General features: G+C 72.5%; 16 protein-coding genes. 3 read left to right on the top strand and 13 right to left on the bottom strand.

From position 1 onward, the window contains the following. Positions 1-44: 44 nt before the first annotated feature. Positions 45-1,037, top strand: a complete 993-nt coding sequence (locus tag EIM47_RS04965) for a restriction endonuclease (RefSeq protein WP_019399910.1) — start codon at positions 45-47, stop codon at positions 1,035-1,037. Positions 1,038-1,121: 84 nt separating this feature from the next. On the opposite strand, the gene gyrA is transcribed toward EIM47_RS04965, so the two are convergent. The 5 genes from gyrA to ligA form a co-directional block, all read right to left on the bottom strand. After that, on the bottom strand, positions 1,122-3,719 hold the full coding sequence (gene gyrA / locus EIM47_RS04960) for a DNA gyrase subunit A (RefSeq protein WP_026010788.1): 2,598 nt from the start codon (positions 3,717-3,719) through the stop codon (positions 1,122-1,124). Between the two features lie 438 nt (positions 3,720-4,157). Further along, a complete protein-coding gene (gene mtnA, locus EIM47_RS04955; RefSeq protein WP_019399908.1) occupies positions 4,158-5,216 on the bottom strand; it encodes an S-methyl-5-thioribose-1-phosphate isomerase in 1,059 nt (352 codons plus the stop codon). 25 nt (positions 5,217-5,241) lie between these two features. Beyond that, positions 5,242-5,940, bottom strand: coding sequence for a DUF3011 domain-containing protein (locus EIM47_RS04950; protein ID WP_186828177.1), 699 nt, complete (start codon positions 5,938-5,940; stop codon positions 5,242-5,244). 82 nt (positions 5,941-6,022) lie between these two features. Beyond that, positions 6,023-7,000: an EF-P lysine aminoacylase EpmA gene (gene epmA, locus EIM47_RS04945; RefSeq protein ID WP_125076293.1), complete on the bottom strand. Its 978-nt coding sequence runs from the start codon at positions 6,998-7,000 to the stop codon at positions 6,023-6,025. Further along, entirely contained in the window at positions 6,997-9,468 is a 2,472-nt protein-coding gene (ligA, locus tag EIM47_RS04940; RefSeq protein WP_125076335.1) for an NAD-dependent DNA ligase LigA, read from the bottom strand. Before ligA ends, epmA begins: the two co-directional genes overlap by 4 nt. A 120-nt stretch (positions 9,469-9,588) precedes the next feature. Here ligA and EIM47_RS04935 point away from each other — a divergent pair, with 120 nt between their 5' ends. Further along, positions 9,589-10,710, top strand: coding sequence for a pyridoxal phosphate-dependent aminotransferase (locus EIM47_RS04935; RefSeq protein WP_125076292.1), 1,122 nt, complete (start codon positions 9,589-9,591; stop codon positions 10,708-10,710). Positions 10,711-11,023: 313 nt separating this feature from the next. On the opposite strand, the gene zipA is transcribed toward EIM47_RS04935, so the two are convergent. Continuing rightward, positions 11,024-11,755: a cell division protein ZipA gene (zipA, locus tag EIM47_RS04930; protein ID WP_125076291.1), complete on the bottom strand. Its 732-nt coding sequence runs from the start codon at positions 11,753-11,755 to the stop codon at positions 11,024-11,026. Between the two features lie 83 nt (positions 11,756-11,838). Beyond that, the gene (gene smc, locus EIM47_RS04925) at positions 11,839-15,342 is read right to left on the bottom strand and encodes a chromosome segregation protein SMC (RefSeq protein ID WP_125076290.1); all 3,504 of its coding nucleotides are present in this window, start codon (positions 15,340-15,342) and stop codon (positions 11,839-11,841) included. Between the two features lie 246 nt (positions 15,343-15,588). Between smc and ubiM the strand changes: the two genes are divergently transcribed. Further along, complete coding sequence (gene ubiM, locus EIM47_RS04920) at positions 15,589-16,818, top strand: 5-demethoxyubiquinol-8 5-hydroxylase UbiM (RefSeq protein ID WP_125076289.1); 1,230 nt, start codon at positions 15,589-15,591, stop codon at positions 16,816-16,818. 3 nt (positions 16,819-16,821) lie between these two features. Here ubiM and EIM47_RS04915 read toward each other — a convergent pair whose 3' ends face one another. The 6 genes from EIM47_RS04915 to EIM47_RS04890 form a co-directional block, all read right to left on the bottom strand. After that, positions 16,822-17,379 carry an NAD(P)H-dependent oxidoreductase gene (locus EIM47_RS04915; RefSeq protein ID WP_125076288.1) on the bottom strand — a complete coding sequence of 186 codons (558 nt, stop codon included), beginning with the start codon at positions 17,377-17,379 and terminating at the stop codon, positions 16,822-16,824. Between the two features lie 78 nt (positions 17,380-17,457). Continuing rightward, positions 17,458-19,389, bottom strand: a complete 1,932-nt coding sequence (gene asnB, locus EIM47_RS04910; RefSeq protein ID WP_125076287.1) for an asparagine synthase (glutamine-hydrolyzing) — start codon at positions 19,387-19,389, stop codon at positions 17,458-17,460. Between the two features lies 1 nt (position 19,390). Then, positions 19,391-21,655 (bottom strand): thiamine pyrophosphate-dependent enzyme, encoded by a 2,265-nt coding sequence (locus tag EIM47_RS04905; RefSeq protein WP_028914657.1) that lies wholly within the window; start codon positions 21,653-21,655, stop codon positions 19,391-19,393. Between the two features lie 178 nt (positions 21,656-21,833). Then, positions 21,834-22,382, bottom strand: coding sequence for a GNAT family N-acetyltransferase (locus EIM47_RS04900; protein ID WP_026010185.1), 549 nt, complete (start codon positions 22,380-22,382; stop codon positions 21,834-21,836). A gap of 50 nt (positions 22,383-22,432) precedes the next feature. Continuing rightward, the gene (locus EIM47_RS04895) at positions 22,433-22,981 is read right to left on the bottom strand and encodes a GNAT family N-acetyltransferase (protein WP_125076286.1); all 549 of its coding nucleotides are present in this window, start codon (positions 22,979-22,981) and stop codon (positions 22,433-22,435) included. 5 nt (positions 22,982-22,986) lie between these two features. After that, positions 22,987-24,150, bottom strand: coding sequence for an acyl-CoA dehydrogenase family protein (locus EIM47_RS04890; RefSeq protein ID WP_019397093.1), 1,164 nt, complete (start codon positions 24,148-24,150; stop codon positions 22,987-22,989). Positions 24,151-24,244 lie beyond the last annotated feature (94 nt).

Raw genomic sequence — 24,244 nt, 5'->3', positions numbered from 1 at the left:
TGTACCATCGGTCCGATGCTGTTTGGGGAGCCACGAGGAAGTTGATGTCTGCCTGGATCCTGGGGGGGAGCCTGGCCCTGCTCACGGCTGCCGTGGGCCTGCCTTATGTCTGGTTCGTACGTCGCGGCACGCACCGCGCGACCGCCGGCCTGCGCGCGATCGCGGCCCTGCGCTGGCGCGAGCTGTCGACCCTGGTCGGCCAGGCCATGCAGCAGCGCGGCCTGCGCCACGCCGGCCGCGGCCACGGCGAAGCCGCCCCTCCCGGCGACGGCAGCCGCCTGCTGATGACCGACGGCAGCCAGCGCTGGCTGCTGGCGTGCAAGCACGGCAGCGCCTACCGCCTCGGCTCCCACCACGTGACCGAGCTGGCCGCCGAGATGGAGCTGGCCGAGGCCCGCCACGGCATCCTGCTGACCGAGGGCCGCGCGCGCGCCGGCGCGCTGGCGGCGGCCGCACGCCACGACATCGAGGTGATCGACGGCCGCCGGCTGTGGACCCTGCTGCGCCCCTACGTGGGCCCGGAAACCCGCACCCAGGTGGAAGCGGCGGCCGAGGCCCGCTCGCGGACCGAGGCCTTCTGCGTGGCCGGCCTGGCACTGGCCCTGGGCGCGCTGGGGGTGGTGTCGGGGGATGCCCTCGTGGACGGCCTGGCCACGCTGCGCGCCCCGCGCGGCAACGTCGAGCCCCAGGCGCTGGCCGCCGCGGCCGCGCCGGCCGCCAGCCCCGCCGTCGCCCCGCGCGAGCCGGAACGGCTGCCGGAGGACGCGGGCATCGAGGACTTCCCCGACGAAGCCACCCTGCAGCATTACCGCAACGAGGTGGTGCGCGGGGTGTCGCTGCAGCCGGGCATCGGCCGCGTGTTCTGGCTGACCCACAACACCCTGGTGGTGGACCGCACCGGCACCATCGAGGCGATCTGGCCGCTGGTCTGCGCCGAGCTGGAGCGCTACCCGGCGCTGCGCACCGTGCGCGTGCAGCTCAATCCGCGGCCGGGCCGCGAGGAACAGGTGCGCTGGCGCCAGTGCCGCGTGCAGTAAGGCGCCACGCCGGCAGCGGATACGACGCGGGCGGCCACTGGCCGCCCTCGGCGCTTGTGCCTGGGGTGTTGCCCGCGGCCGGGCTCAGCCGGCCGGCGGGGCCTCGGCGCCGGCCGGCTCCGCCGCGGCGGGCTGCACGCCCTCCTCGGCATCGTCCAGCGAGGCGTCCACGCGCTCGACCGCCTGCAGCGACTCGCCCTCGGCCAGGCGGATCAGGGTCACGCCCTGGGTATTGCGGCCGACCTGGGAGATCTCCGCGGCGCGGGTACGCACCAGGGTGCCGGCGTCGGAGATCAGCAGCACCTCGTGCTGTTCGGACAGCTGGATCGCGCCGACCAGCCTGCCGTTGCGCTCGCTGGTCTGGATCGCGATCACGCCCTGGGTGCCGCGCCCCTTCTTCGGGTACTCCGACAGCGGGGTGCGCTTGCCGTAGCCGCGCTCGGACGCGGTGAGGATGTCGCCCTCGCCGTCCGGCACCACCAGGCTGACCACGTGCTCGCCCTCGGCCAGGCGGATGCCGCGCACGCCGGTGGCGGTGCGGCCCATGGCGCGCACCTCCGACTCGTCGAAGCGCACGGCCTTGCCGTTGGAGGCGAACAGCATGACGTCGCGGCCGCCGTCGGTGAGCGCGACGCCGACCAGGGCATCGTCCTGGTCCAGGTTGATCGCGATCTTGCCGCGCGCCAGGCGGAAGGCGAACTCGGTCAGCGGGGTCTTCTTCACCGTGCCGTTGCGGGTGGCGAAGAACACGTACTGGCCTTCGGCGTACTCGCGCACCGGCAGCACCGCCTGCACGCGCTCGCCTTCCTCCAGCGGGATCCAGTTGATGATCGGGCGGCCGCGGGCGTTGGAGCCTGCCTCCGGCAGCTGGTGCACCGGCAGCCAGAACACCTTGCCGCTGCTGGTGAAGGTCAGCAGGGTGTCGTGGGTGTTGACCAGCCACAGCCGGTCGATGAAATCCTCGTCCTTGGTCGCGGCGGCGGCGCGGCCGCGGCCGCCGCGCTTCTGCGCGCGGTAGGCCGACACCGGCTGGCGCTTGGCGTAGCCGGCGTGCGACAGGGTCACCACCACGTCCTCCGGCGCGATCAGGTCGAGGATGTCCAGGTCCTCCTCGCTGGCGCGGATCTCGCTGCGGCGGTCGTCGCCGTACTCGGCCTTCAGCTCGTTGAGCTCGGTGCGGATCACCTGGCGCAGCACTTCCGGATCCTCGAGGATCTCGATCAGGCCGCGGATGGTCTCCAGCAGCTGGCGGTATTCCTCGGTCAGCTTCTCCTGCTCCAGGCCGGTCAGGCGGTGCAGGCGCATCTCCAGGATCTGCTGGGCCTGGACCTCGGTCAGGCGGTACATGCCCTCGACCAGGCCCACGCCGGCCGGCAGGTCGTCCGGGCGCGAGGCCTCGGCGCCGGCGGCGGCCAGCAGCGCGCCGACCAGGCCCGGCTCCCAGGTGCGGCCGAGCATGCGCTCCTTGGCCACCTGCGGGTTCTCCGAGGTCTTGATCAGCTCGATCATCTCGTCGATGTTGGCCAGCGCGACGGTCAGGCCTTCCAGCACGTGGGCGCGGGCGCGCGCCTTGCGCAGCTCGAAGATGGTGCGGCGGGTCACCACCTCGCGGCGGTGGCGCAGGAAGGCCTCGAGGATCTGCTTGAGGTTGACCAGCTGCGGGCGGCCGTCGACCAGCGCCACCATGTTGATGCCGAACACCGATTCCAGCTGGGTCTGCTGGTAGAGGTTGTTGAGCACCACCTCGGCGGACTCGCCGCGCTTGACCTCGATGTAGATGCGCATGCCGTCCTTGTCGGACTCGTCGCGCAGCTCCGAGATGCCCTCGATCTTCTTTTCCTTGACCAGCTCGGCGATCTTCTCGATCAGCCGCGCCTTGTTCACCTGGTACGGGATCTCGGTGACGATGATCGACTCGCGGCCGTTGTCGGCCACCTCGATCTCGGCGCGGGCGCGGATGCGCACGCGGCCGCGGCCGGTGCGGTAGGCCAGCTGGATGCCGCCGACGCCGTTGATGATGCCGGCGGTGGGGAAGTCCGGGCCGGGGATGTGCTGCATCAGCGCGTCGACGTCCAGCTCCGGGTCGTCGATCAGCGCCAGCAGGCCGTTCACCACCTCGGTGAGGTTGTGCGGCGGGATGTTGGTGGCCATGCCCACGGCGATGCCGGCCGAACCGTTGACCAGCAGGTTCGGGAACCGGGTCGGCATGACCGACGGCTCCAGCTCCTTCTCGTCGTAGTTGGGCTGGAAGTCGACGGTTTCCTTGTCGATGTCGGCCAGCAGCTCGTGGGTGATGCGGGCCATGCGCGCCTCGGTGTAGCGCATGGCCGCGGCGGAGTCGCCGTCGACCGAACCGAAGTTGCCCTGGCCGTCCACCAGCAGGTAGCGCAGCGAGAACGGCTGGGCCATGCGCACCAGGGTGTCGTACACCGACTGGTCGCCGTGCGGGTGGTACTTACCGATGACGTCGCCGACGATGCGCGCGGACTTGTAGTACGGCTTGTTGCTGTGCGCGCCCAGTTCGTTCATCGCGTACAGCACGCGGCGATGCACCGGCTTCAGGCCATCGCGCACATCCGGCAGCGCGCGGCCGACGATCACGCTCATGGCGTAATCGAGGTAGCTGCGGCGCATTTCGTCTTCTAGGTTGACCGGAATGATTTCTTTGGCGAGATCGGTCATCGGGTGCTTTGCGTCCTGTGGTGCCGGGCTTCCCCGTGGCTGCGAGCAGCGGCCCGTAAACATGGCGGCGGAGCCAGTTGGCTCCGCCGGAATCAACCTGCGGATGGTATCACGGAAAGGCCTTGCCCGGCCAGCTTATCCAACGGAAAAACAAGGACTTGCACCATGCAGGCGGCGTTTTTCCCGCGCTTCGGGCCGGTCCGGACGCAAGCGGCCGGGTGATTGGCCGGCGTTGGGTGCGGCAGGTTGCTGCAGCGTGGCCCGTAGGGACGCGGCGGATGCGGGTGCGGTCGCCGCGGCAGGCCTGGCGGCGAGGGTCGACGCAATGGCGCCCTGCCCTTCTGCCTGCCCCGTGTCATTCCGCCGGCGCTGCGGCCCGCCCGCTTGCCGGGGATGGGCGCGCCTCGCCAGCGACGGGGACGCCCCACCCGCAAAAGGTCAGCCCGCGAACAGCGCGCGCATCCCCGCCTCGGCCGGGCGCTCGACCACGCCGCGCTCGGTCACGATGGCATCGATCAGTTCCGCCGGGGTCACGTCGAACACCGGGTTCCAGGCGGCGATCCCCTCGGCCACGGTGCGCACGCCGCCGACGCCGTGCAGTTCGCCCGGGTCGCGCTGCTCGATCTCGATCGCCTCGCCGCTGGCGGTGTCCAGGTCCACGGTCGAGGACGGCGCCACGACCATGAACTTCACCCCGTGGTGGCGGGCGGCGATGGCCAGCTGGTAGGTACCGATCTTGTTGGCGGTGTCGCCGTTGGCGCAGATGCGGTCGGCGCCGACGACCACCCACTGCACCGCGCCGGTCTTCATCAGGTGGGCGGCGGCCGAGTCGGCGATCAGGGTGGCGTCGATGCCGTCCTGCTGCAGTTCCCACACGGTCAGGCGCGCGCCCTGCAGCCACGGCCGGGTCTCGCCGGCGAACACCTTGGCGATGCGGCCTTCGGCCATGCCGGCGCGGATCACGCCCAGCGCGGTGCCGAACCCGGCGGTGGCCAGCGAGCCGGTGTTGCAATGGGTCAGCACGCCGCTGCCCGGCGCGATCATGGCCGCACCCAGCGCACCCATGCGGCGGTTGGCGGCCAGGTCCTCGTCGGCGATGGCCTGCGCTTCGCGCGCGGCCACCTGGCGCCAGTCCGCGCCGGCCGTGGCCAGCACGCGGCGCATGCGCGCCAGCGCCCAGGCCAGGTTGACCGCGGTCGGGCGCGCCGCGTTGAGCCGCTGCAGCGCGGGCTCGAGCTTCTGCAGCGCCTGCGCGCCGTCGCCGGCCTCGACCATGCGCGCCGCCAGCACCACGCCCCAGGCCGCGGCGATGCCGATCGCCGGCGCGCCGCGCACCGCCAGGTCGCGGATCGCCTGGGCGACCTCGTCGCTGTCGCGGCAGGTGACGTGTTCCACCGCGAACGGCAGCTTGCGCTGGTCCAGCAGCTCCAGCGCCTCGCCGGTCCACAGGATCGGGCGGATATGGTCGTAACGGTCGAAATCGAAGGCGGTATCCATCGCGCCATTCTACCGGCGCGCGCGGCTACTCCACCGCGAACTCGGCGCGGCAGCCCTCGTCCACCCAGACCCGGCCGGCGTCCCAGCCCCAGCTGACGCCCTCCACGCAGGCGGCGGAGGACAGCTGGCGCACCAGCTCGACCCCGCGCTCGACCGTGGTGCCGCAGCTGCGGCGGCGATGGTCGCGCGAGGCGCATTCCAGCAGCCGCGGCCCCGGCGGGAAGCCGGTTTCCGGGTCGCCGATCTCGAATTCGCCCTTGCAGCCGCGCGAAACCCGGATCTCGTTGCGGCCCAGCTCCCAGCTCTCGCCGTACCGGCACGGCGCCAGCGCCAGTTCGCGCAGCAGCCGCACCGGGGCACCGCGCAGGATCACCGGGCAGCTCTCGACCCGGCCGCGGCGCGATTCGCAGCGGACCACCCGGCGGGTGGCGACATCGGCCGCCGGAGGCGCGCGGAACTCGGCGCGGCAGCCGCGCGCCACCCACACGCCGTGCGCATCCACGCCCCAGTCCGACTCGCGGATGCAGGCGTTCTGCGACAACTGGCGCACCAGCACCACGCCGCGGGAGGTGTCCATCGGGCAATGCACGCGCCGCGCGTCGTGCGACGCGCAGCGCACCTGCTCCGGCAGCGTGGACGCCGGCGCGGGCAGCGGCGCCAGCCAGGCCGCGCCCGCGAGCAGGGCGAGGATCCAGGCGGCAACGGCACGGTTCCCCTCAACCATCGTGTTCCGATTCCCGTCCAGGCATTGCCCCGGGATTGTGGCCTTGCAGGCGAAATGCGCGGTGAACGGCATGCGCGGACGTTCAGGCTCGCGCGAAGTCGAAGGCGAGCACGTCGGCGATGCGGCCGGTGCCGGCCAATGCCATCAGCAAGCGCTCGATGCCCAGGGCCACGCCCGCGCAATCGGGCATGCCCGCCTGCAGCGCGGCCAGCAGGCGCTCGTCCAGCGGCGGCTGCGTGGCGCCGCGGCCGGCGCGCACCCGGCCGTCGCGCTGGAAACGGGCGCGTTGTTCGGCCGCGTCGGTCAACTCGTGGTAGCCGTTGGCCAGCTCCAGCGGGCCCAGGTACAGCTCGAAGCGCTCGGCCACCGGCGGGTCGCCGGGGCGGATCCTCGCCAGCGCGCACTGGCTGGCCGGCCAGTCGTGGACCACGGTGATGCGGTCGGCGGCGAACGACGGCTGGATGCGGTGGGTCATCACCAGGTCCAGCCAGTCGTCGCGGCCAAGCCCATCCGGATCGATGGCGATTCCATCCAGGCAGGCGCGCAGTTCGGCCTCGCTGGCCAGGAATGGGTCCACCCCGGCCAGGTCCAGGTACAGCTGGCGGTAGGTGGTGCTGCGCACTTGGGCATCGCGCCCGGCCAGGGCCAGGGCCGCGCGCACCAGCTCCACGGTCTCCTCGGCCAGGCGCAGGTGGTCCCAGCCCACCCGGTACCACTCCAGCATCGAGAACTCGGGATTGTGGCGGCCGCCGGCCTCGCCGTTGCGGAATACCCGGCCCAGCTCGTAGCAGTCGCCGATCCCGGCCGCGAGCAGGCGCTTGAGCGGGTACTCGGGCGAGGTACGCAGCCAGCGCAGGTCGGCACCGGCCGAACGGTGGCCGCTGAAGCGGGTGGTGAAGCTCTCGATGTTCGGTTCGGTGTTGCCGGCCTCGGACAGGATCGGGGTCTCCACCTCGAGCACGCCGCGCTCGGCGAAGAACGCGCGCACCAGCGCGTACAGCCGCGCGCGCAGGCGCAGCGCCTCGATCTGCGCGCTGGGGCGCCAGTCGTCCGCGCTCATGCGTGCTCCGCCAGGAAGGCCTGCAGGCGCGCCTCGTCCCATACCTCGATGCCCAGTTCCCCGGCCTTGGCCAGCTTGGAGCCGGCGGCCTCGCCGGCGACCACGAAGCTGGTCTTCCTCGACACGCTGCCGGCGACCTTGGCGCCCAGCGCCTCCAGCTTCTCCTTGGCCTCGTCGCGGCTCATCGCCGCCAGGGTCCCGGTCAGCACCACGGTCTTGCCCTCCAGCGGGCCCGCGCCCTGCCCGGCCTGGTGCGGCACCAGGGCCAGCAGTTCGGCCTGGGCCTGCGCGCTGCGCAGCAACAGTGCGGCATTGGCCTCCTGCTCCAGCCATGCCACCAGGGCGTTGGCGCTCTCCGCCGGCAGGCCGGCAGTGACCAGGGCGTGCACCGGGGCATCCAGCAGCGCCTGGGCGTCGGCGAAGGCGGCCGCCAGCTGCGCGGCACGCACCGCGGTGACCTTCGGGATCTCCAGGTCCACCAGCAGCGTGGCCAGGTCCAGGCCCTCGCGCAGCTTCGGCGAGGGCGGGTGCGCGTCGCCGATGCGCACGCCACGTTCCAGCAGGCGGTCGATCACCTCCTGGTTGGCCGGCTGGTCGAGGAAGTGGCCGATCGCGCGCGCCACCTCGCCGCCGATGTCCGGCACCCGCTTGAACAGGGGCCACGGCAGGCGGCGCACCAGCTGCAGGTCGCCGAACCACTGCGCCAGCGCCTTGGCCGTGCTCTCGCCCACGTGCTGGATGCCCAGCGCGTAGAGGAACCGCGCCAAAGTGGTGTCGCGGCTGTGTTCGATGGCCGCGACCAGGTTCTCGGCCCAGCGGGTGGCGATCTTCTTCCGGTTCCAGGCAAAGGCAATCGGCAGGCCCAGGGCGCGCATGCGCCAGCCCTCGTCGCCGCCGTCCAGGGCCAGCAGCGCCGCCAGCGCGGCGCCGCTGCCCTCGCCCGGCTGCAGGTGCGGCTGCACCGCGCCGGCCAGGGCCTCGGGCGACTCTGCGTCCAGCACCAGCTTCAGGTACAGCAGCTGGTCGCGGCCCAGGCCGTAGAGGTCGGCGATGCCGCGGATGATGCCGGCATCGACCAGGGTCTCGACGTACTTGTCGCCCAGGCCGTCGATGTCCATCGCCCGGCGCGAGGCGAAGTGGTTGATGGTTTCCTTCAGCTGCGCCGGGCAGGCGGCTTCGCCGCTGCAGCGCCATACGGCCGCGCCTTCCTCGCGCACCAGTTCCGAACCGCATACCGGGCAGTGGCTTGGCATGGTCCAGGGCTGCGTGCCGTCCGGGCGGTGCTCGGGCACCACCTGCACCACCTCGGGGATCACGTCGCCGGCGCGGCGCACGATCACGGTGTCGCCCACGCGCACGTCCAGCCGCGCCACGTGGTCGGCGTTGTGCAGGGTGGCATTGGTCACCACCACGCCGGCCACGTGCACCGGCTTCAGCCGCGCCACCGGGGTGGCGGCGCCGGTGCGGCCAATCTGGATCTCGATCGCCTCGACCGTGGTGGACTGTTCCTGCGCCGGGAACTTGTGGGCGATGGCCCAGCGCGGCGCGCGCGCGACGAAGCCCATCTCGCGCTGGCCGGCGTAGTCGTCCAGCTTGTAGACCACCCCGTCGATGTCGAACGGCAGGCCGTCGCGGGCCTCGCCAATCCCGCGGTAGTAGCCCAGCAGGCCGTCGGTGCCGCGCACCACCTGCACCAGGTCGCTGACCGGGAAGCCCCACTCGCGCAGCTTCGCCAGGGTGCCCGAATGCGTGTCCGGCAGGCTGCCACCCTCGACCTGGCCCACGCCATAGGCGTAGAAGCTCAGCGGGCGGCTGGCGGTGACCTGGGGATCGAGCTGGCGCAGCGAGCCGGCGGCGCCGTTGCGCGGGTTGGCCAGCACCTTGCCGCCGTGCAGGCGCGCCTGCTCGTTCCAGCGCTCGAACGCGGCGCGGGCCATGTACACCTCGCCGCGCACCTCGAGCACCTTCGGCCAGCCGCGGCCGGCCAGGCGCTGCGGGATGTCGGCGATGGTGCGCAGGTTGGCGGTCACGTCCTCGCCGGTGGCGCCGTCGCCGCGGGTGGCGCCGCGCACGAACGCGCCATCCTCGTAGCGCAGGCTGATCGCCAGGCCGTCCAGCTTGGGCTCGGCCGAGAACACCAGCTCGGGGCGGTCCAGCTGCTCGGCGATGCGGCGCACGAAATCCGCCACCTCCTCGTCGCTGAAGGCATTGCCCAGCGACAGCATCGGCACCGCGTGCACCACCGGGGCAAAGCGCGCCGAGGGCGCGGCACCGACCCGGCGGGTCGGCGAATCGGGCGCGGCCAGTTCCGGGTGCGCGGCCTCCAGCGCTTCCAGCTCGCGCACCAGGGCGTCGTATTCGGCGTCGGTGATGCTGGGCGCATCCAGCTCGTGGTAGCGGCGGTTGGCGTCTTCGATCCTGCGCCGCAGGTCGGCGGCACGTTCGGCGGGGGCCGGGCTGGAAGTCATCTGCACGCGACGTGGTTCGGGGGCACGATCTTACCCGCCGCGCGGTGAGCGCCGACAGACGCTTGCCGCCGCGCCGGCGGCGGCGCTAGCGTGCGGGGACCGCCACTGCATCTTCCGTCGATGAGCCCACTGTCCCGTCGATCCTTCCTCCGCGGCAGCAGCCTGGCCGCCGCGGGCCTGGCCGCCGGGGCGCTCCCGGCCGCGCTGCAGGCGGCCGCGCCGGCGGCGGCCACCGCCGGTGCCGGGCCGGTGCTGCTCAACTTCAACGAATGCCCGTTGGGTCCCTCGCCCGCCGCGCAGGAGGCGGTGCGCGCGATCCTGCCCGCCAGCGGCCGCTACCTGTTCGGCCTGCGCGGGGGGCTGGCCGCCGAGTTCGCGCACCAGCACGGGTTGCCGGTCGACCACGTGGCCGTCTACGCCGGCTCCAGCGACCCGCTGGACCGCGCCGCGCTGGCCTTCACCGGCCCGCAGCGGCCGCTGGTGCTGGCCGACCCGACCTTCGAGGCAGTGGCCGACACCGCCGCCGCGCAGGGCGCGGCCGTGCACCGGGTGCGGCTGCGCGCCGACGGCAGCCACGACGTGCGCGCCATGGCCGCGGCCGCGCCGCAGGCGGGCCTGGTCTACGTGTGCAACCCGAACAACCCGACCGGCTCGGTGACCGCGCGTGCCGAGCTGGACTGGCTGCTGGCGAACAAGCCCGCCGGCAGCGTGCTGCTGGTGGACGAGGCCTACATCGAGTACAGCCAGGAGCGCTCGATGCTGGACCACGTGCGCGCCGGCGCCGACGTGGTCGTGCTGCGTACCTTCTCCAAGATCTACGGCATGGCTGGCCTGCGCCTGGGCCTGGCCCTGGGCCGCCCCGACCTGCTGGCGAAGCTGGCGGCGTTCGGCAGCAATCCGCTGCCGGCCACCGCCCTGGCCGCCGGCCTGGCCAGCCTGCGCGATCCGGGCCTGGTGCCGGAACGGCGCCGGGCCAATGCACTGGTGCGCGACCAGACCATCGCCTGGCTGCAGGCGCGCGGCTATCCCTGCCTGCCCTCGCAGGCCAACTGCTTCATGGTCGATGTCGGCACCGACGGCAGGGAGTTCGCCGCGGCGATGGCCGGACACGGGGTGCTGATCGGCCGCAGCTGGCCGGTGTGGCCCAGCCGGGTCCGGGTCACGGTGGGTACCGGGGAGGAGATGGCGCGCTTCCGCGAGGTGTTCGCCCTGCTCGCGCCGGCGCGGGCGGCGGCGGCGTAGGCGCCGGGCAGGCTGCAGGCTGCCGGGGCGCGAGGCCCGTCGTTCCGGCAGGCGTCGGAATCCACGCGCATGCACGGTTGCGGACGCGGTGCGGGCATGCGCGGGTCCGCTTCACAGTCACGGCCACGCGACAGCCAGCGCTCCGGGGCGAAAGCATCGGGTGCGCGGGCTCCGGACGGGGCCCAGGCGCAACGACCCGGTCCACAAACCGCCCACGCCCTCGCGGGACAGGCGCCAGGTGTGCTCCAGGCAGGGGACGACGAAGGGTGGCGTGGCCCGGGCCGGGATGGCCATGGCGGCACGCCGGCGCCGCCTACCAGCGCGGCGCCTTGGTCAGCGGCGGCGCTTCGTGCTGGCGGTCGTAGGCGCGCAGCTCGTCGCGGATATGGGCGATGCGCTGGCGGCCCAGGGCGTTGCGGTTCTCGTCCAGGACCACGCCGTCCAGCAGTTCGGCCATGCGCTGCACGGTCGGCAGCATCTTCTCCCAGGCGTCTAGCGCCGGGACCGGCGCGGGCAGGGTCAGGAAGAACGCGATCGCCGGGGTCTCCAGCTCGCGGATGTTGGCCATGTCGAAGCTGCCGGGCTTGATGATGCTGGCCATGCTGAACACCGGACCGCGGTCCGGATGGCCCTCCAGCAGGCGGTGGAACACGTTCATGTGGCCGAAGACCATGCCGGTCTTCTCCGCGGCCACCACGATGTCCTCGCCACGCAGCACGCTGCCGGCACGGGCGGCCACGTACAGCGACACGATCTTGTCGAAGTCCTGGATCTCGCGCTTGCCCAGGGTGCTGGTCGACGCCGCCGCCGGCTCCTCCAGGCCCAGCTCGGGCTGGCTGACCTCGCCACCCGCGGCTTCGGCGCCCTCGCCTTCCCCATCGTCGTCCAGCTGCGGCTCGCGGCGCGCGGCGGCGGCCGGCGCGGGCGATTCGCGGCGCCGGCCCTGCTGCTCCTTGCGCGGGCGGGAGCCGAAGTACCAGATCGCCAGCATCAGCAACGCGCCGGCAACGAGGATGCCGATGCGCAGCAGGTCTCTGTCGTCCATGGATTCAGTTCTCCGCCGTATGCCAGTCAGGGTGCAAGCATGTCATGCCGCCAGCGCCGGAAAAACCCCGGCGCCAGGCCTGCTCAGGCGGCGCCGGCCAGGCGCGCGGCCTCCTCCAGGTCCACGCTCACCAGGCGCGACACGCCCGGCTCGCGCATGGTCACGCCGGACAGCTGGTGCGCGGCCTCCATCGTCGCCTTGTTGTGGGTGACGAACAGGAACTGCACCTTCTCGCTCATTTCCTTGACCATCGCCGCCAGGCGGCCGACGTTGGCCTCGTCCAGCGGCGCGTCCACCTCGTCCAGCAGGCAGAACGGCGCCGGGTTGAGCTGGAAGATGGCGAACACCAGGGCCACCGCGGTCATCGCCTTCTCGCCGCCGGACAGCAGCGAGATGTTGGACACGCGCTTGCCCGGCGGGCGCGCCATGATCGCCACGCCTGTATCCAGCAGGTCGTCGCCGGTCAGCTCCAGGTAGGCGTGGCCGCCGCCGAACAGGCGCGGGTACAGCGCCTGCACGCCGGCGTTGACCCGGTCGAAGGTGTCCTTGAAGCGGCCGCGGGTCTCGCGGTCGATCTTGCGGATCGCCTCCTCCAGGGTCTCCAGCGCCGCGGTCAGGTCGGCGTTTTGCGAATCCAGGTACTGCTTGCGCTGCTCGGCCTCGCCGCATTCCTGGATCGCGGCGAGGTTGACCGGCTCCAGGCGGCGCATGCGCGCGTCGATCTGCACCACCGCCTGCTCCCACTCGCGCGGGTCGGCGACCTCGGGCAGGGTGTTGAGCACGTCATCGACGGCCTGGCCGTCCTCGCCGATCGCCTGCACCAGCTGCTCGGCCTTCAGCTGCAGCGCCTGCTGCTCCAGGCGCAGCTGGGAAATGCGCTCGCGCTGGGCCAGCGACTGCTGGTCGCGCTCCTGGCGCGACTGCTCGTGGCTGCGCAGCTCGTGGTCGATCGCCTCCAGCACGGCGCGGGCCTCGCCCAGCGCGCGCTCGACCCGCACGCGTTCAGCCAGCGCCGCCTGGTGCTCGGCCTCCAGCGCCTGCACCGGCGAATCGCCGGTCTCCAGCTGGGAGCTGATCTCGCCCAGGCGCGACTCCAGCTGCGCGCGCTGCGCCGACATGCGCTGCAGCGACTGGGTCAGCGAGGCGATCTGGGTGCGCTGCGACTCCAGGCCCAGGGCCAGGGCGTGGGTGGCGTCGCGGCTGGCGCGCGCGGCCTCGCGCGCCAGGTCGCGGGCCTCGGTGCGCTGGCGGCGCTCGGCTTCCAGGGCCTGGCGCTCGGCTTCGAGGTCGCCCATGGCCACCACCGCTTCCTCCAGCCGCGCGCGCGCCTCGCGCGCCTGCTCGCGGCTGGCCTCCAGGGTCTGGGCCAGCTGCGCCAGCTCGGCCTCGATGCGTTCGATGCGCTGGCGCGCGCTGTCCATCCGGCCCTGCTGGCTCTGCAGCTGGCCGGCCAGCTCGGACACGGCGCGGTGCGCCAGGTACAGCTGGCGCTGGGCGTCCTCGCGCGCCTGCTCGGCGGCCAGCAGGCGCCCGCGCAGGTCGGCCAGGTGGGCCTCCAGATCGGCCTCGCGCGCCTGCAGTTCCTCGATGGTGGCGCGCAGGGCCTGGATCTCGCGCTCGCGCAGCAGCGCACCCTGCCGGGCGGCGCCCTGGCGCGAGACCCGCACCCAGCCCTCGCCCAGGCGCTCGCCGGCGCGGGTGATGACCGAGTCGCCTTCCGCCAGCTGCGGCAGCAGGGCGCGCGCGGCGGCCAGGTCCTCGGCTGCGTGCAGGCGCGCCAGCAGGCGCCGGATCGCCAGCGGGCCGCGTACCTTCGCCGCCAGCGAGGTCGGCGCGAAGCCGGCCTCGCCCTCGCCGTCGGCGACCAGGGCGATGCGGCCCTCGCCGAGATCGGCCAGGGCCTCGACCAGCTGCTCCGGGGCGTCGACCAGCACGCCTTCGATCAGCTGGCCCAGGGCGGTCTCGACCGCGTTCTCCCAGCCGTCCTCGACCACCAGGCGCTCGCCGACGCGGGCCGCCGAATCCAGGCCGCGGGCCTTGAGCCAGGCCACCGCGGCGCCCTGCTCCTGGCCCAGCGCGGCCTGCTGCAGGGTCTCCAGCGAGGACAGGCGGCCGCGCGCGGCCTGGGCCTGCTTGCGCACCTCGGCCAGCTCGGCCTGGGCGGCGCGCTGCTGGTCCTGCACCGTCGCCACGTCCTGCTTGCGCGCCTCCAGCAGCTCGTTGAGCCCGTCCAGCTCGGTCTTGCGGGTCTCGTGCTCGATCTGCGCCTGCTCGAAGGCTTCGGCCAGCGATTCGACGTCCAGCCCGGCGCGTTCGGCCTGCAGGGCCTCGCGGCGGCGCTCGGCTTCCAGTGCCTGGCGGTCCAGGTAGTCGACGCGGGTGCGCTCGACCTCGCCTGCGCGCGACGCCTCGGCGGCCTGGCGGCCATGCACTTCCCAGCGCTGCTGCCAGTCGGCCAGCGCCGCCTCGGCCTCGCGCAGGGCCTCCTGGCGGAACACGTCGTCCTCGCGCAGCTGCTCCAGGCGCGGCTCGGCCTCCTCGACCGAGGCCTGCAGCGCCTCCAGCTTCTCGCGGTCGCCGCCGATGTGGCGGTCCAGCTCCTCCAGCGCGGTGGCGGTCTCGTCGCGGGCCTGGTTCAGGCGGTTGGCCAGCTCGCGCTGGTGCTGGATCTGCTGCTCGATCCGGGCCAGCACGCCGCCGACCTTGTAGACCTCGGCCTGGGCGGCGTTGAGCGCCTCGGCAGCCTCCTCGCGACGCACGCGGCCGGTCTCGATCTCGCGCTCGGCCTCGCGCTGGCCGGCGATGATCCGCTCCAGCCTGGTCTCTTCCTGCGCCAGCTTCTCGCGCAGGGCCTGCAGCTGCTGGTCCAGCAGCCGGTACTGCAGCGCCTTCCACTGCGCGTCCTTGACCTTCCGCTCCGCGGCCAGGGCCTGGTACTGCTCGGCCTGGCGCGCCTGGCGGCGCAGGTGTTCGAGCTGCTTGTCGACCTCCTCGCGCAGGTCGTTGAGGCGGTCCAGGTTCTCGCGGGTGTGGCGGATGCGGGTCTCGGTCTCCTTGCGCCGTTCCTTGTACTTGGAGATGCCGGCGGCCTCCTCCAGGTAGACGCGCAGGTCCTCGGGCCGGGCCTCGATGATCTGGCTGATCATGCCCTGCTCGATGATCGAATAGCTGCGCGGGCCCAGGCCGGTGCCGAGGAACAGGTCGGTGATGTCGCGGCGGCGGCACTTGGTGCCGTTGAGGTAGTAGCTGCTCTGGCCGTCGCGGCTGACCGTGCGCTTGACCGAGATCTCGTTGTAGGCGGCGTACTCGCCGGAGATGGTGTGGTCGGAGTTGTCGAAGATCAGCTCGACCGTGGCCTGCGACACCGGCTTGCGCGCGGCCGAGCCGGAGAAGATCACGTCGGTCAGCGAGTCGCCGCGCAGGCGGCTGGCCGAGCTCTCGCCCATCACCCAGCGCACCGCGTCGATGATGTTGGACTTGCCGCACCCGTTGGGACCGACGATGCCGGTCATGTTGGTGGGCAGGTGCAGCGTGGTCGGATCGACGAACGACTTGAATCCGGACAGCTTGATGGTGGACAGGCGCATGCGGCAGTCGCTTCCCGTGGTGGAACCGGGCGCCGCCCTGGCCCCACCGATTGATGTGGTTTATCCGGAACTTCCCCCAAATGGCTGATCCACAATGGCGGAAACGCCGGGAAACCGGCGCCGGACGGGGCAGTATAGCCGCCGCGGCCGGGATCCCTGCAGGCCCTGCGCCCGGTTTGACCAGGATCAGGGCCGGGGCCGCCGGGCCCACCTAGACTCGCGCACGGTCCCTGGCAGGAGAAGCGCATGCAGTACGACGTGGTGATCGTGGGTGCCGGCCCGGTCGGGCTGAGCCTGGCGCGGGCGTTGGCACCGCTGGGCCTGGGCGTGGCCCTGGTCGAGCGCCAGCCGCGGGCGGCGCTGGCCGAGCCGGCCTTCGACGGCCGCGAGATCGCCCTGACCCACGCCTCCATGCGCCTGCTGGGCGAGCTCGGCATCTGGGAGCGGATCCCGGCCGGGCACGTCCACCCGCTGCGCCAGGCCCGGATCATGGACCGCGACCTGGCCGAAGCCATGGTGGTCGACCCCGATCCCGGCCACGACCGCCTCGGCAACCTGGTGGCCAACCACCTGATCCGGCGCGCGGCCTGGGACGCGGTCCAGGCCACGCCGGGCATCGAGCTGCACGACCAGGCCCGGATCGCCGCCCTGCACGCCGGCCCCGACGCGGCCTGGGTGCAGCTGCAGGACGGCCCGCGCCTGCATGCACGCCTGCTGGTGGCGGCCGACAGCCGCTTCTCCGAGACCCGTCGCGCGCTGGGCATCGACGCCGACCTGCACGACTTCGGCAAGAGCATGCTGGTGTGCCGGATGCGGCACGAGCACCCGCACCACCACGCTGCCTGGGAATGGTTCGGCACCGGCGCCACCCGCGCCCTGCTGCCGCTGGACGAGCACCTGGCCTCTGCCGTGCTGACCCTGCCCGGCGAGCAGGCCCGGGCCCTGGCGGCGATGGACGAGGCCGGCTTCAACGCTGCGGTGGAGCGGCTTTACGACGGCCGCCTGGGCAGGATGGAACTGGCCGGCAGCCGCCACGTCTATCCTCTGGTGGCGACCTGGGCACGGCGCTTCGTGGGCCCGCGCCTGGCCCTGGCCGGCGACGCCGCTGTGGGCATGCACCCGGTCACCGCGCACGGCTTCAACCTTGGCCTGGCCGGCGTTGAGCGCCTGGCCGCCGTGCTGCGCATCGCCGTACGGCAGGGCCGCGACCCGGGCGACCCGGCGCTGCTGGCCATGTACCAGCGCCGCCACCGCCAGGGCTGCTGGCCGCTGTTCCAGGCCACGCGTGCGGTAGTCGGGCTGTACACCAACGACCGCCCGGCCGCGCGCGTGCTGCGTGCCGCGACCCTGCGCGTAGGTGCGGCACTGGCACCCTTCCGGCGGCTGGTCGCGGCCTCGCTCACCGATGCCGGCCCGGTGGACGCCAGCCCGCTGCAACGCCTGCGCTCGGGCCTGGCGCAGTTGCTGCCGGGCTGAGCCTCAGCCCTCGCGCTGGCGGTCGATCCAGGCCACGAAGCGGTCGACGAAGTCCTCGAGGAACTCACGGGTATCCGCGCTGGACACCCGGCCGTCTTCCTCGACCAGGCCCTCCTGGAACTGGATGAAGGCCTCCGGCTGCGGCAGCACCGCCATGTCCAGGTAGGAAAGGATGTTGCGCAGGTGCTGCTGCGCCAGCGCGGTGCCGATCGCGCCCGGCGAGGCGCCTATCACCGCCGCCGGCAACCCGGCGAAGGCGCTGTCGCCATAGGGACGCGAGGCCAGGTCGATCGCATTCTTGAGCACCCCCGGCACCGAGCGGTTGTACTCGGGGGTGACGAACAGCACCGCGTCGGCGCCGCGGATCTGCTGCTTGAGCGCGTTGCCCTCGGCCGGGTAGTCGCCGTCGAAGTCCTGGTTGTACAGCGGCAGGTTGCCGATCTGCACATGGTCGAACTGCAGCCGGTCCCCGCCCAGCCGCTCCAGCGCCCGGGCCAGCTTGCGGTTGATCGAATCCTTGCGGAGGCTGCCGACGATGACCGCCACCTTGCGCCTGTTCATGGGCCTGCTCCTGGAAGGAAAGGTCCGATCCTAGGAAGCACCATGCGTGGCCGGGGTGAAGGCCCGGCGCGGCCTGCCTCAGCCGCCGCGGCTGGCCCGCCAGCAGGCGTGCCAGGCCTGGAACATCAGCACGTTCCACAGGTGCGTGTGCCACTTGCGCTGGCCGCGGCGGAAGCCGCGCCAGATCGCGTCCACCCGCGCCGCGTCGAACAGGCCTTCGCGGCGCATCGCCACCGGATCCAGCAGGTCGCCAGCCCATTGCGCCAGGTCCCCGCGCAGCCATTGCCCGACCGGCGCGCCGAAGCCGCGCTTGGGGCGGTCGACCATGGCATCCGGCAGGTAGCCGCGCAGCACCCGCTTGAGCAGGTACTTGCTGGTGTCCCCGCGCAGCTTCATGTGCTGCGGCAGCGACCAGGCCAGCTCCACCACCCGCCAGTCCAGCAGCGGCGCGCGCGCCTCCAGGCCCACCGCCATGCTCGTGCGGTCGACCTTGCACAGCAGGTCGTCAGGCAGGTAGGCCATGAAGTCGGCCAGCATCATCGCCTCGGCCTCGCGCCCGGGCAGGCCCAGCGGATCGGCCTCGTGGTAGATGGTCTGCGGCTCGCGCGCGCCGGTCACCACCGCGGCCGGGTTGCGCCAGCGCGAGACGCGGTTGCGGTAGACGTCGCCGATGCCCTGCACGCCGGACTCGGCCAGCAGGGTCGCCACGCCGCCGGTGCGCGCCGATTCCCCGCGCGCCCCGGGGAGGCGGGCCAGGCCGTGGCGCAGCAGGCGTGGCAGGGTCCGCGCCATGCGCCAGTTGCGCAGCGCGCGCTGGTAGCGGCCATAGCCGAAGAACAGCTCGTCGCCGCCGTCGCCGGAAAGCACCACCGTCACCTCCTGGCGCGCCAGGCGGCTGACCATCGCGGTGGGGATCTGCGAGGCATCGGCGAACGGCTCGTCGAACATCGCCGGCAGCCGCGGCACCACCGCCAGCGCGTCGGCGCCGTCGACCTCGAACTCGGTGTGCGCCGTGCCCAGGTAGTCGGCCACCTCGCGCGCCAGCGGCGCCTCGTCGTGGTCCGAGCCGCGGAAGCCGATGGTGAAGCTGCGCACCGGCTCCGCGCTCTGCGCCTGCATCAGCGCGGCCACGGTGGACGAATCGGTGCCGCCGGACAGGAACACGCCCACCGGCACGTCGGCGACCATGCGCAGGCCCACCGCGTCGCGCAGCACCGCATCCAGCGCCGCGGCGGCTTCGCCGTCGCCGCCGACGAACGGGGTGGCGATGGCCTTGCGCATGCGTTCGCGCGGGTCCCACCAGCGCTGCTGCGCGCGCTGCGGGTCGTGCGCGGCGGCGCCGGCGGCCGCCGCCGCCGCGTCCAGCCGCAGCAGGCTGCCGGGCATCAGCTTGAACGCGCGCTCGTGGATGCAGTACGGCGCCGGGATGTAGTTGAAGCGCAGCAGCAGGGCCAGCGCGTCGCGGTCCACGCCGTTGTCGAAATCCGGGTGCCGCCACAACGCCTTCAGCTCGGAGCCGAACACCAGGGCGTCGCCGGCCCAGCCGTAGTACAGCGGCTTCTTGCCGACCCGGTCGCGGGCCAGCCACAGGCAGCGTTCGCGGCGGTCCCACAGGGCGATGGCGAACATGCCGTTGCAGCGCTGCAGGGCGTCCTCGATGCCCCACTCGGCCACCGCCGCCAGCAGCACCTCGGTGTCCGAGTGACCGCGGAAGCGGTGCCCCACCGCCGCCAGCGCGGCGCGCAGCGGGGCGAAGTTGTAGACCTCGCCGTTGTAGGCCAGCACGTAGCGGCCGTCGGCCGATTCCATCGGCTGGTGGCCCAGCGGCGACAGGTCGAGGATGCTCAGGCGCTGGTGCGCCAGGGCGATGCCGGCCTGGGCATCGACCCAGGTACCGGCGTCGTCCGGTCCGCGGTGCACCAGCGCGCCGCCCATCTCCCGGGCGCGCGCCGCCAGCACGTCGCCGTGCAGCCGCGGCTGCGCCATCAGGAATCCTGCAAGTCCACACATCTCAGCTGTCCAGCTCCGCGGCCGCGGCGACGATGTCGTCCTCGCCCGGGATGACCAGGAACGCGGCGCCTGCCAGCGGAGTGTACGTGTCCGCGCCCACCACGCGGCGGAACGGGCGCGCGCCGAAGCCGCCCTCGATGATCGCGGTGACCACGCCTTCGCCCACGCCGGCGCTGCGCCGGCCCTCGTCCACGACCAGCAGGCGCCTGGCGCTGGCCGCCTGCTCGCGGATGAACTCCTCGTTCAGCGGCACCAGCCAGCGCAGGTCGACCACCCGCACCTTCCAGCCCTGGCGTTCCTCGATCCGGCGCGCGGCGCGCAGGCTCATGGGCACGCCGTTGCCGTAGGTGATGATCACCAGGTCGTCGTTGCCCTCGCCGTAGACCCTGCCCTCGCCCAGCGGCATGGCCCGGCCCTGCTCCGGGTACGGGAACAGCCACTGGCCGTCGCCGGCCTCGTGCAGGTCCTTGGCCATGTACAGCGCGATCGGCTCCAGGAACACGGCCACGCGGCCGTCGACCTTCGCCAGCGCGGCCAGGGTGCGCAGCATCTCCACCGCGTCGTCGCCGCGGCTGGGGCAGCCGACCACCAGGCCGGGGATGTCGCGCAGGGCGGTGATCGAGTTGTCGTTGTGGAAGTGGCCGCCGAAGCCGCGCTGGTAGCCCAGGCCGGCGATGCGCACCAGCATCGGGTTGGCGTACTGGCCGTTGCTGAAGAACTGCAGCGAGCAGGCCTCGCCGCGAACCTGGTCGCAGGCGTTGTGGAAATACGCCAGGTACTGGATCTCCGGGATCGGCAGCATGCCCATGTTGGCGTAGCCCTGGGCCAGGCCGAGGATCATGGTCTCGTCCAGCAGGGTGTTGAACACGCGGTTCCCGCGGAAGGCCTTGTACAGGCCCTTGGTCACCGTGTACACGCCGCCCTTCTGCGCCACGTCCTCGCCGAACAGCAGGCTTTCCGGGTACTTGGCCAGCAGCTCGTGCAGGGCCTGGTTGATCTGGACCGCCAGGTGGCGCGGCGCCTGCTTCTCCGGCAGCCTGTCGGCGCCGCCGTAGGCGGCGATGCGCGCATCTTCCGGCGCCGGGCGCGTGGCCTCGGCCGCCACCGCGTCGGGCGAGTATGGCGCCAGCGGCGCCATCACCTGCTCCAGGCTGGCGAGCTTGGGCCGGCGGTCGGCTTCCTCCGCGGCGGCGAAGCAGCGGCGGCGGATGGACTCGTACAGCTCCAGCAGTTCGTCCTTCGAGTAAAGCCCCGACTCCAGGGCGATGGCCGCGCTGCGCAGCAGCGGATCGCTGGCCTCCACCGCGCAAAGCTCTTCGATGCTGCGCCACTCGATCTCGAAGTCGGTGCCGGCGTGGCCCATGATCCGGGTGGTGCGCAGGTGCAGGAAAGTCGGCCGGCGGGTGCTGCGGCAGTGCTCCACCGCCGCCTGCACCTGGGCGTAGCCTGCGGCCAGGTCGAGGCCGTCGGCGTGGAAGTAGTCCAGGCCCGGCATGTTGCGGAAGCGGTTGCCGATCCAGCCGTCAGGGGTCTTCACCGAGATGCCGATGCCGTTGTCCTCGCACACGAACAGCACCGGCGCCGGCAGCTTCTGGTAGGCGGTCCAGGCCGCGGCGTTGAATGCGGTCTGCGCGGTGGCGTGGTTGGCCGATGCGTCGCCGAAGGAACAGATGGCGATGCTGTCGGCCGGCACCGGCAGGGCGTGGCCGATGCGCCGCGCCTGCTCGATGGCGATGGCCGTGCCCAGCGCCTTGGGCAGGTGCGAGGCGATGGTCGAGGTCTGCGGCAGCACCCACAGTGGCTTGCTGCCCCAGACCTTGTGGCGGCCGCCGGAGGCCGGGTCCTCGGCGCTGGCGGCGAAGCTCAGCGCCGAATCCATCACCGGGTCCATGCCCGGCAGCTTGCGGAAGCGCTCGGCCATGAAGCCGCCGCTGCGGTAGTGCAGGAACGCCGGATCGGTATGGCGGGCCAGCCGCGCGACCATGGCGTTGCCCTCGTGGCCGCTGGAGCCGATGGTGTAGAAGACCTTGTTCTGCACCCGCAGCACGCGCGCCATCAGGTCCAGGTGGCGGCTGACCAGCTGCGACTCGAACAGTTCGCGGAAGCCGCGCGCGTCCAGCGCGCTGCCCGGCAACACCGGTTCGTCGTCACGCGGGCGCGGCCGCGGGCTGCCCTCCCAGGCGCGCACGGCCTCGGTGAAGTTGCGGTCGCAGATCTCGGCGCGGTTGATGCCCTTCTTCCAGGCGGGAATGGCGGCTGCGTTCATGCGTCGGCGGGTCGGTGTCCTGTGCGGGGCGGCGTGCGCCCCGGTGTTGTCGGGATCCAGCGGCGGCCAGTCCGCGCCCGCGCATGCGCGCGCCGGTGCCGGATGGCCTGGGTAGTGTGGACCGTCTGGGCGCCGGGGGCGGCATCGCGGCGGCGTTCGGGCAAGGCGCGCAAGGGATTCACCCGCGCGCGGCGCGGAACGCGCGCCATTCGTCGCGGGTCTGGCCCCAGATCTCGGCGGTGGCATCCAGCGGCGGCGGCAGCTGCCCCATGCGCAGGTAGCGCGAGCCGAGCTTGGTGGCCACCACCTTCGACCTTTCGTTGGCCGGTTCGATGGTGTGGATCACCTCCTCCCAGCCCAGCACGTCGAATACCCAGTCCATGCACGCGGCCGCCGCTTCCGGCGCATAGCCACGGCCCCAGTGGCTGCGGACGATGCTCCAGCCCACCTCCGGGCCCGGCCAGCCCTCCGGCTGCCACGGGCCGACGCGGCCGATCCACTGCCCGCTGGCCTTCTCGATCACCGAGAACATGGCATGGCCCTGCAGGTGCCAGCAGCCGAGCATCGCCGCCAGCCCGCGCCAGGCCACCGGGCGCGGCTGCACGCCGCCGATATGGCGGGTGGCTTCCTCGTCGGCCACGAACGCCGCCCAGGCCTCGAAGTCTTCCCTGCGCGGCACCCGCAGCAGCAGGCGCGGGGTTTCCAGTTGCAGCCGTTCCAGGTCCATCAGCCAGGCTCCTGTGCGATCGTTCGGGTGGCGGTCCGCGGCGGCCGGGCTCAGGCGACGGCTGCGCGCCGCGCCAGCCATTGCGCGCGGGTCTGGCCCCAGATGTCGATCCGCGCTCCGGCGAAGGGCTCGGGCAACCGGCCGGGTCCCTGGTTGCGCGAACCCAGGCGCTGGGCCACCCGCTGCGAGGGGAGGTTCTCCGGGTCGATGCAATGGATGACATGGTCCCAGCCCAGTTCCGCGAACGCCCAGTCGATCGCCGCGGTGGCCGCCTCGGTGGCGTAGCCCCGGCCCCAGGCCTGGGGATGGAAGCTCCAGCCGACCTCGTTGCCCGGCCAGCCCTCCGGCCGCCACGGGCCGGACTGGCCCAGCCACAGGCCGGTGGCCCTGTCGATCACCGAGAACATGGCGAAACCCTGCACCATCCACGCGCCGGGCATCTGCAGGAACTTGCGCCAGGCCGCGGCGCGGCTGGCGCTGCCGCCGATGAAGCGGCAGGCATGTTCGTCGGTCAGCAGCTCGGCGTAGCGCTCGAAGTCGGCCGCCTGCGGCGGACGCAGGACCAGCCGCTCGGTCTCGATGACGGGGCCCTGCGGCATGCCGGTCAGAACGCGTTGATGCCGGTCAGCTCGCGCCCGATCACCAGCTGGTGCACGGTCTCGGTGCCCTCGTAGGTGATCACCGATTCCAGGTTCAGGGCGTGGCGGATCGCGGCGTGCTCGGTGGTGATGCCGGCGCCGCCCAGCAGGTCGCGGCACTCGCGGGCGATGTCGATGGCCATGCGGCAGTTGTTCCACTTGGCCAGCGAGACCTGCTGCGGCTGCATCCGGCCGGCGTCCTTCAGCCGCCCCAGCTGCAGCACCAGCAGCTGCGCCAGGGTGATGCGGCGGGCCATGTCGGCCAGCTTGATCTGCGCGCTCTGGGTCGCCGCGACCGGGCGGCCGAACAGGATGCGTTCCTTGCTGTAGTTCAGCGCCTCGTCCAGGCAGGCGATGGCGGCGCCGATCGGACCCCAGGTGATGCCGTAGCGGGCCTGGGTCAGGCAGCCCAGCGGGCCCTTGAGGCCCTTGACGTTGGGCAGGCGGTTGGCCTCCGGCACGCGCACGTTGTCGAAGAACAGCGACGAGGTCACCGAGGCGCGCAGCGACATCTTGTGCTTGATCTCCTGGGCGGTGAAGCCGGGCATGCCCTTCTCCACGATGAAGCCCTGGATGCCCTCCTCGGTCTGCGCCCAGACGATGGCGATGTCGGCCAGGTTGCCGTTGGTGATCCACATCTTCGAGCCGTTGAGCACCCAGTCGCCGCCATCCTTGCGGGCGTGGGTCTTCATGTTGGCCGGGTCGGAGCCGCCGTGCGGCTCGGTCAGGCCGAAGCAGCCGATCACCTCGCCGGCGGCCATGCGCGGCAGCCACTGCCGCCGCTGCTCCTCCGAGCCGTAGGCGTAGATCGGGTACATGCACAGCGAGGACTGCACGCTGACGAAGCTGCGCAGGCCGCTGTCGCCGCGCTCCAGCTCCTGGCAGATCAGGCCGTAGCTGACCGCGTTGAGGCCGGCGCAGCCGTATTCCTCCGGCAGCGAGGAACCGAGCAGGCCCAGCGACGCGATCTCCGGGACCAGCTCCTTCGGGAAGCGGCCCTGGTCGAAGCACTCGCCGATGATCGGCAGCACCCGCTCGTCGGTGAACCGGGCTACCGCCTCCTGCACGGCACGCTCCTCTTCGCTGAGCATGGAACGCACGTCGTACAGGTCGTAGGCGGAAAGGGCCATGGCGGATACCGGTTGGGGAAATGGTTGCGATTGTATCCACCGCCCCCGGTGCGCGGGCAATGCGCAGCGCGGCAAAAAAGAAGGCCGCCCCCGG

Origin of the sequence: Pseudoxanthomonas sp. SGT-18, assembly GCF_003931645.1 — a bacterium.
Classification (GTDB): domain Bacteria; phylum Pseudomonadota; class Gammaproteobacteria; order Xanthomonadales; family Xanthomonadaceae; genus Pseudoxanthomonas.
The sequence above is the reverse complement of the archived record's forward strand: the minus strand, read 5'-3'. Positions and strand labels throughout refer to the sequence as shown.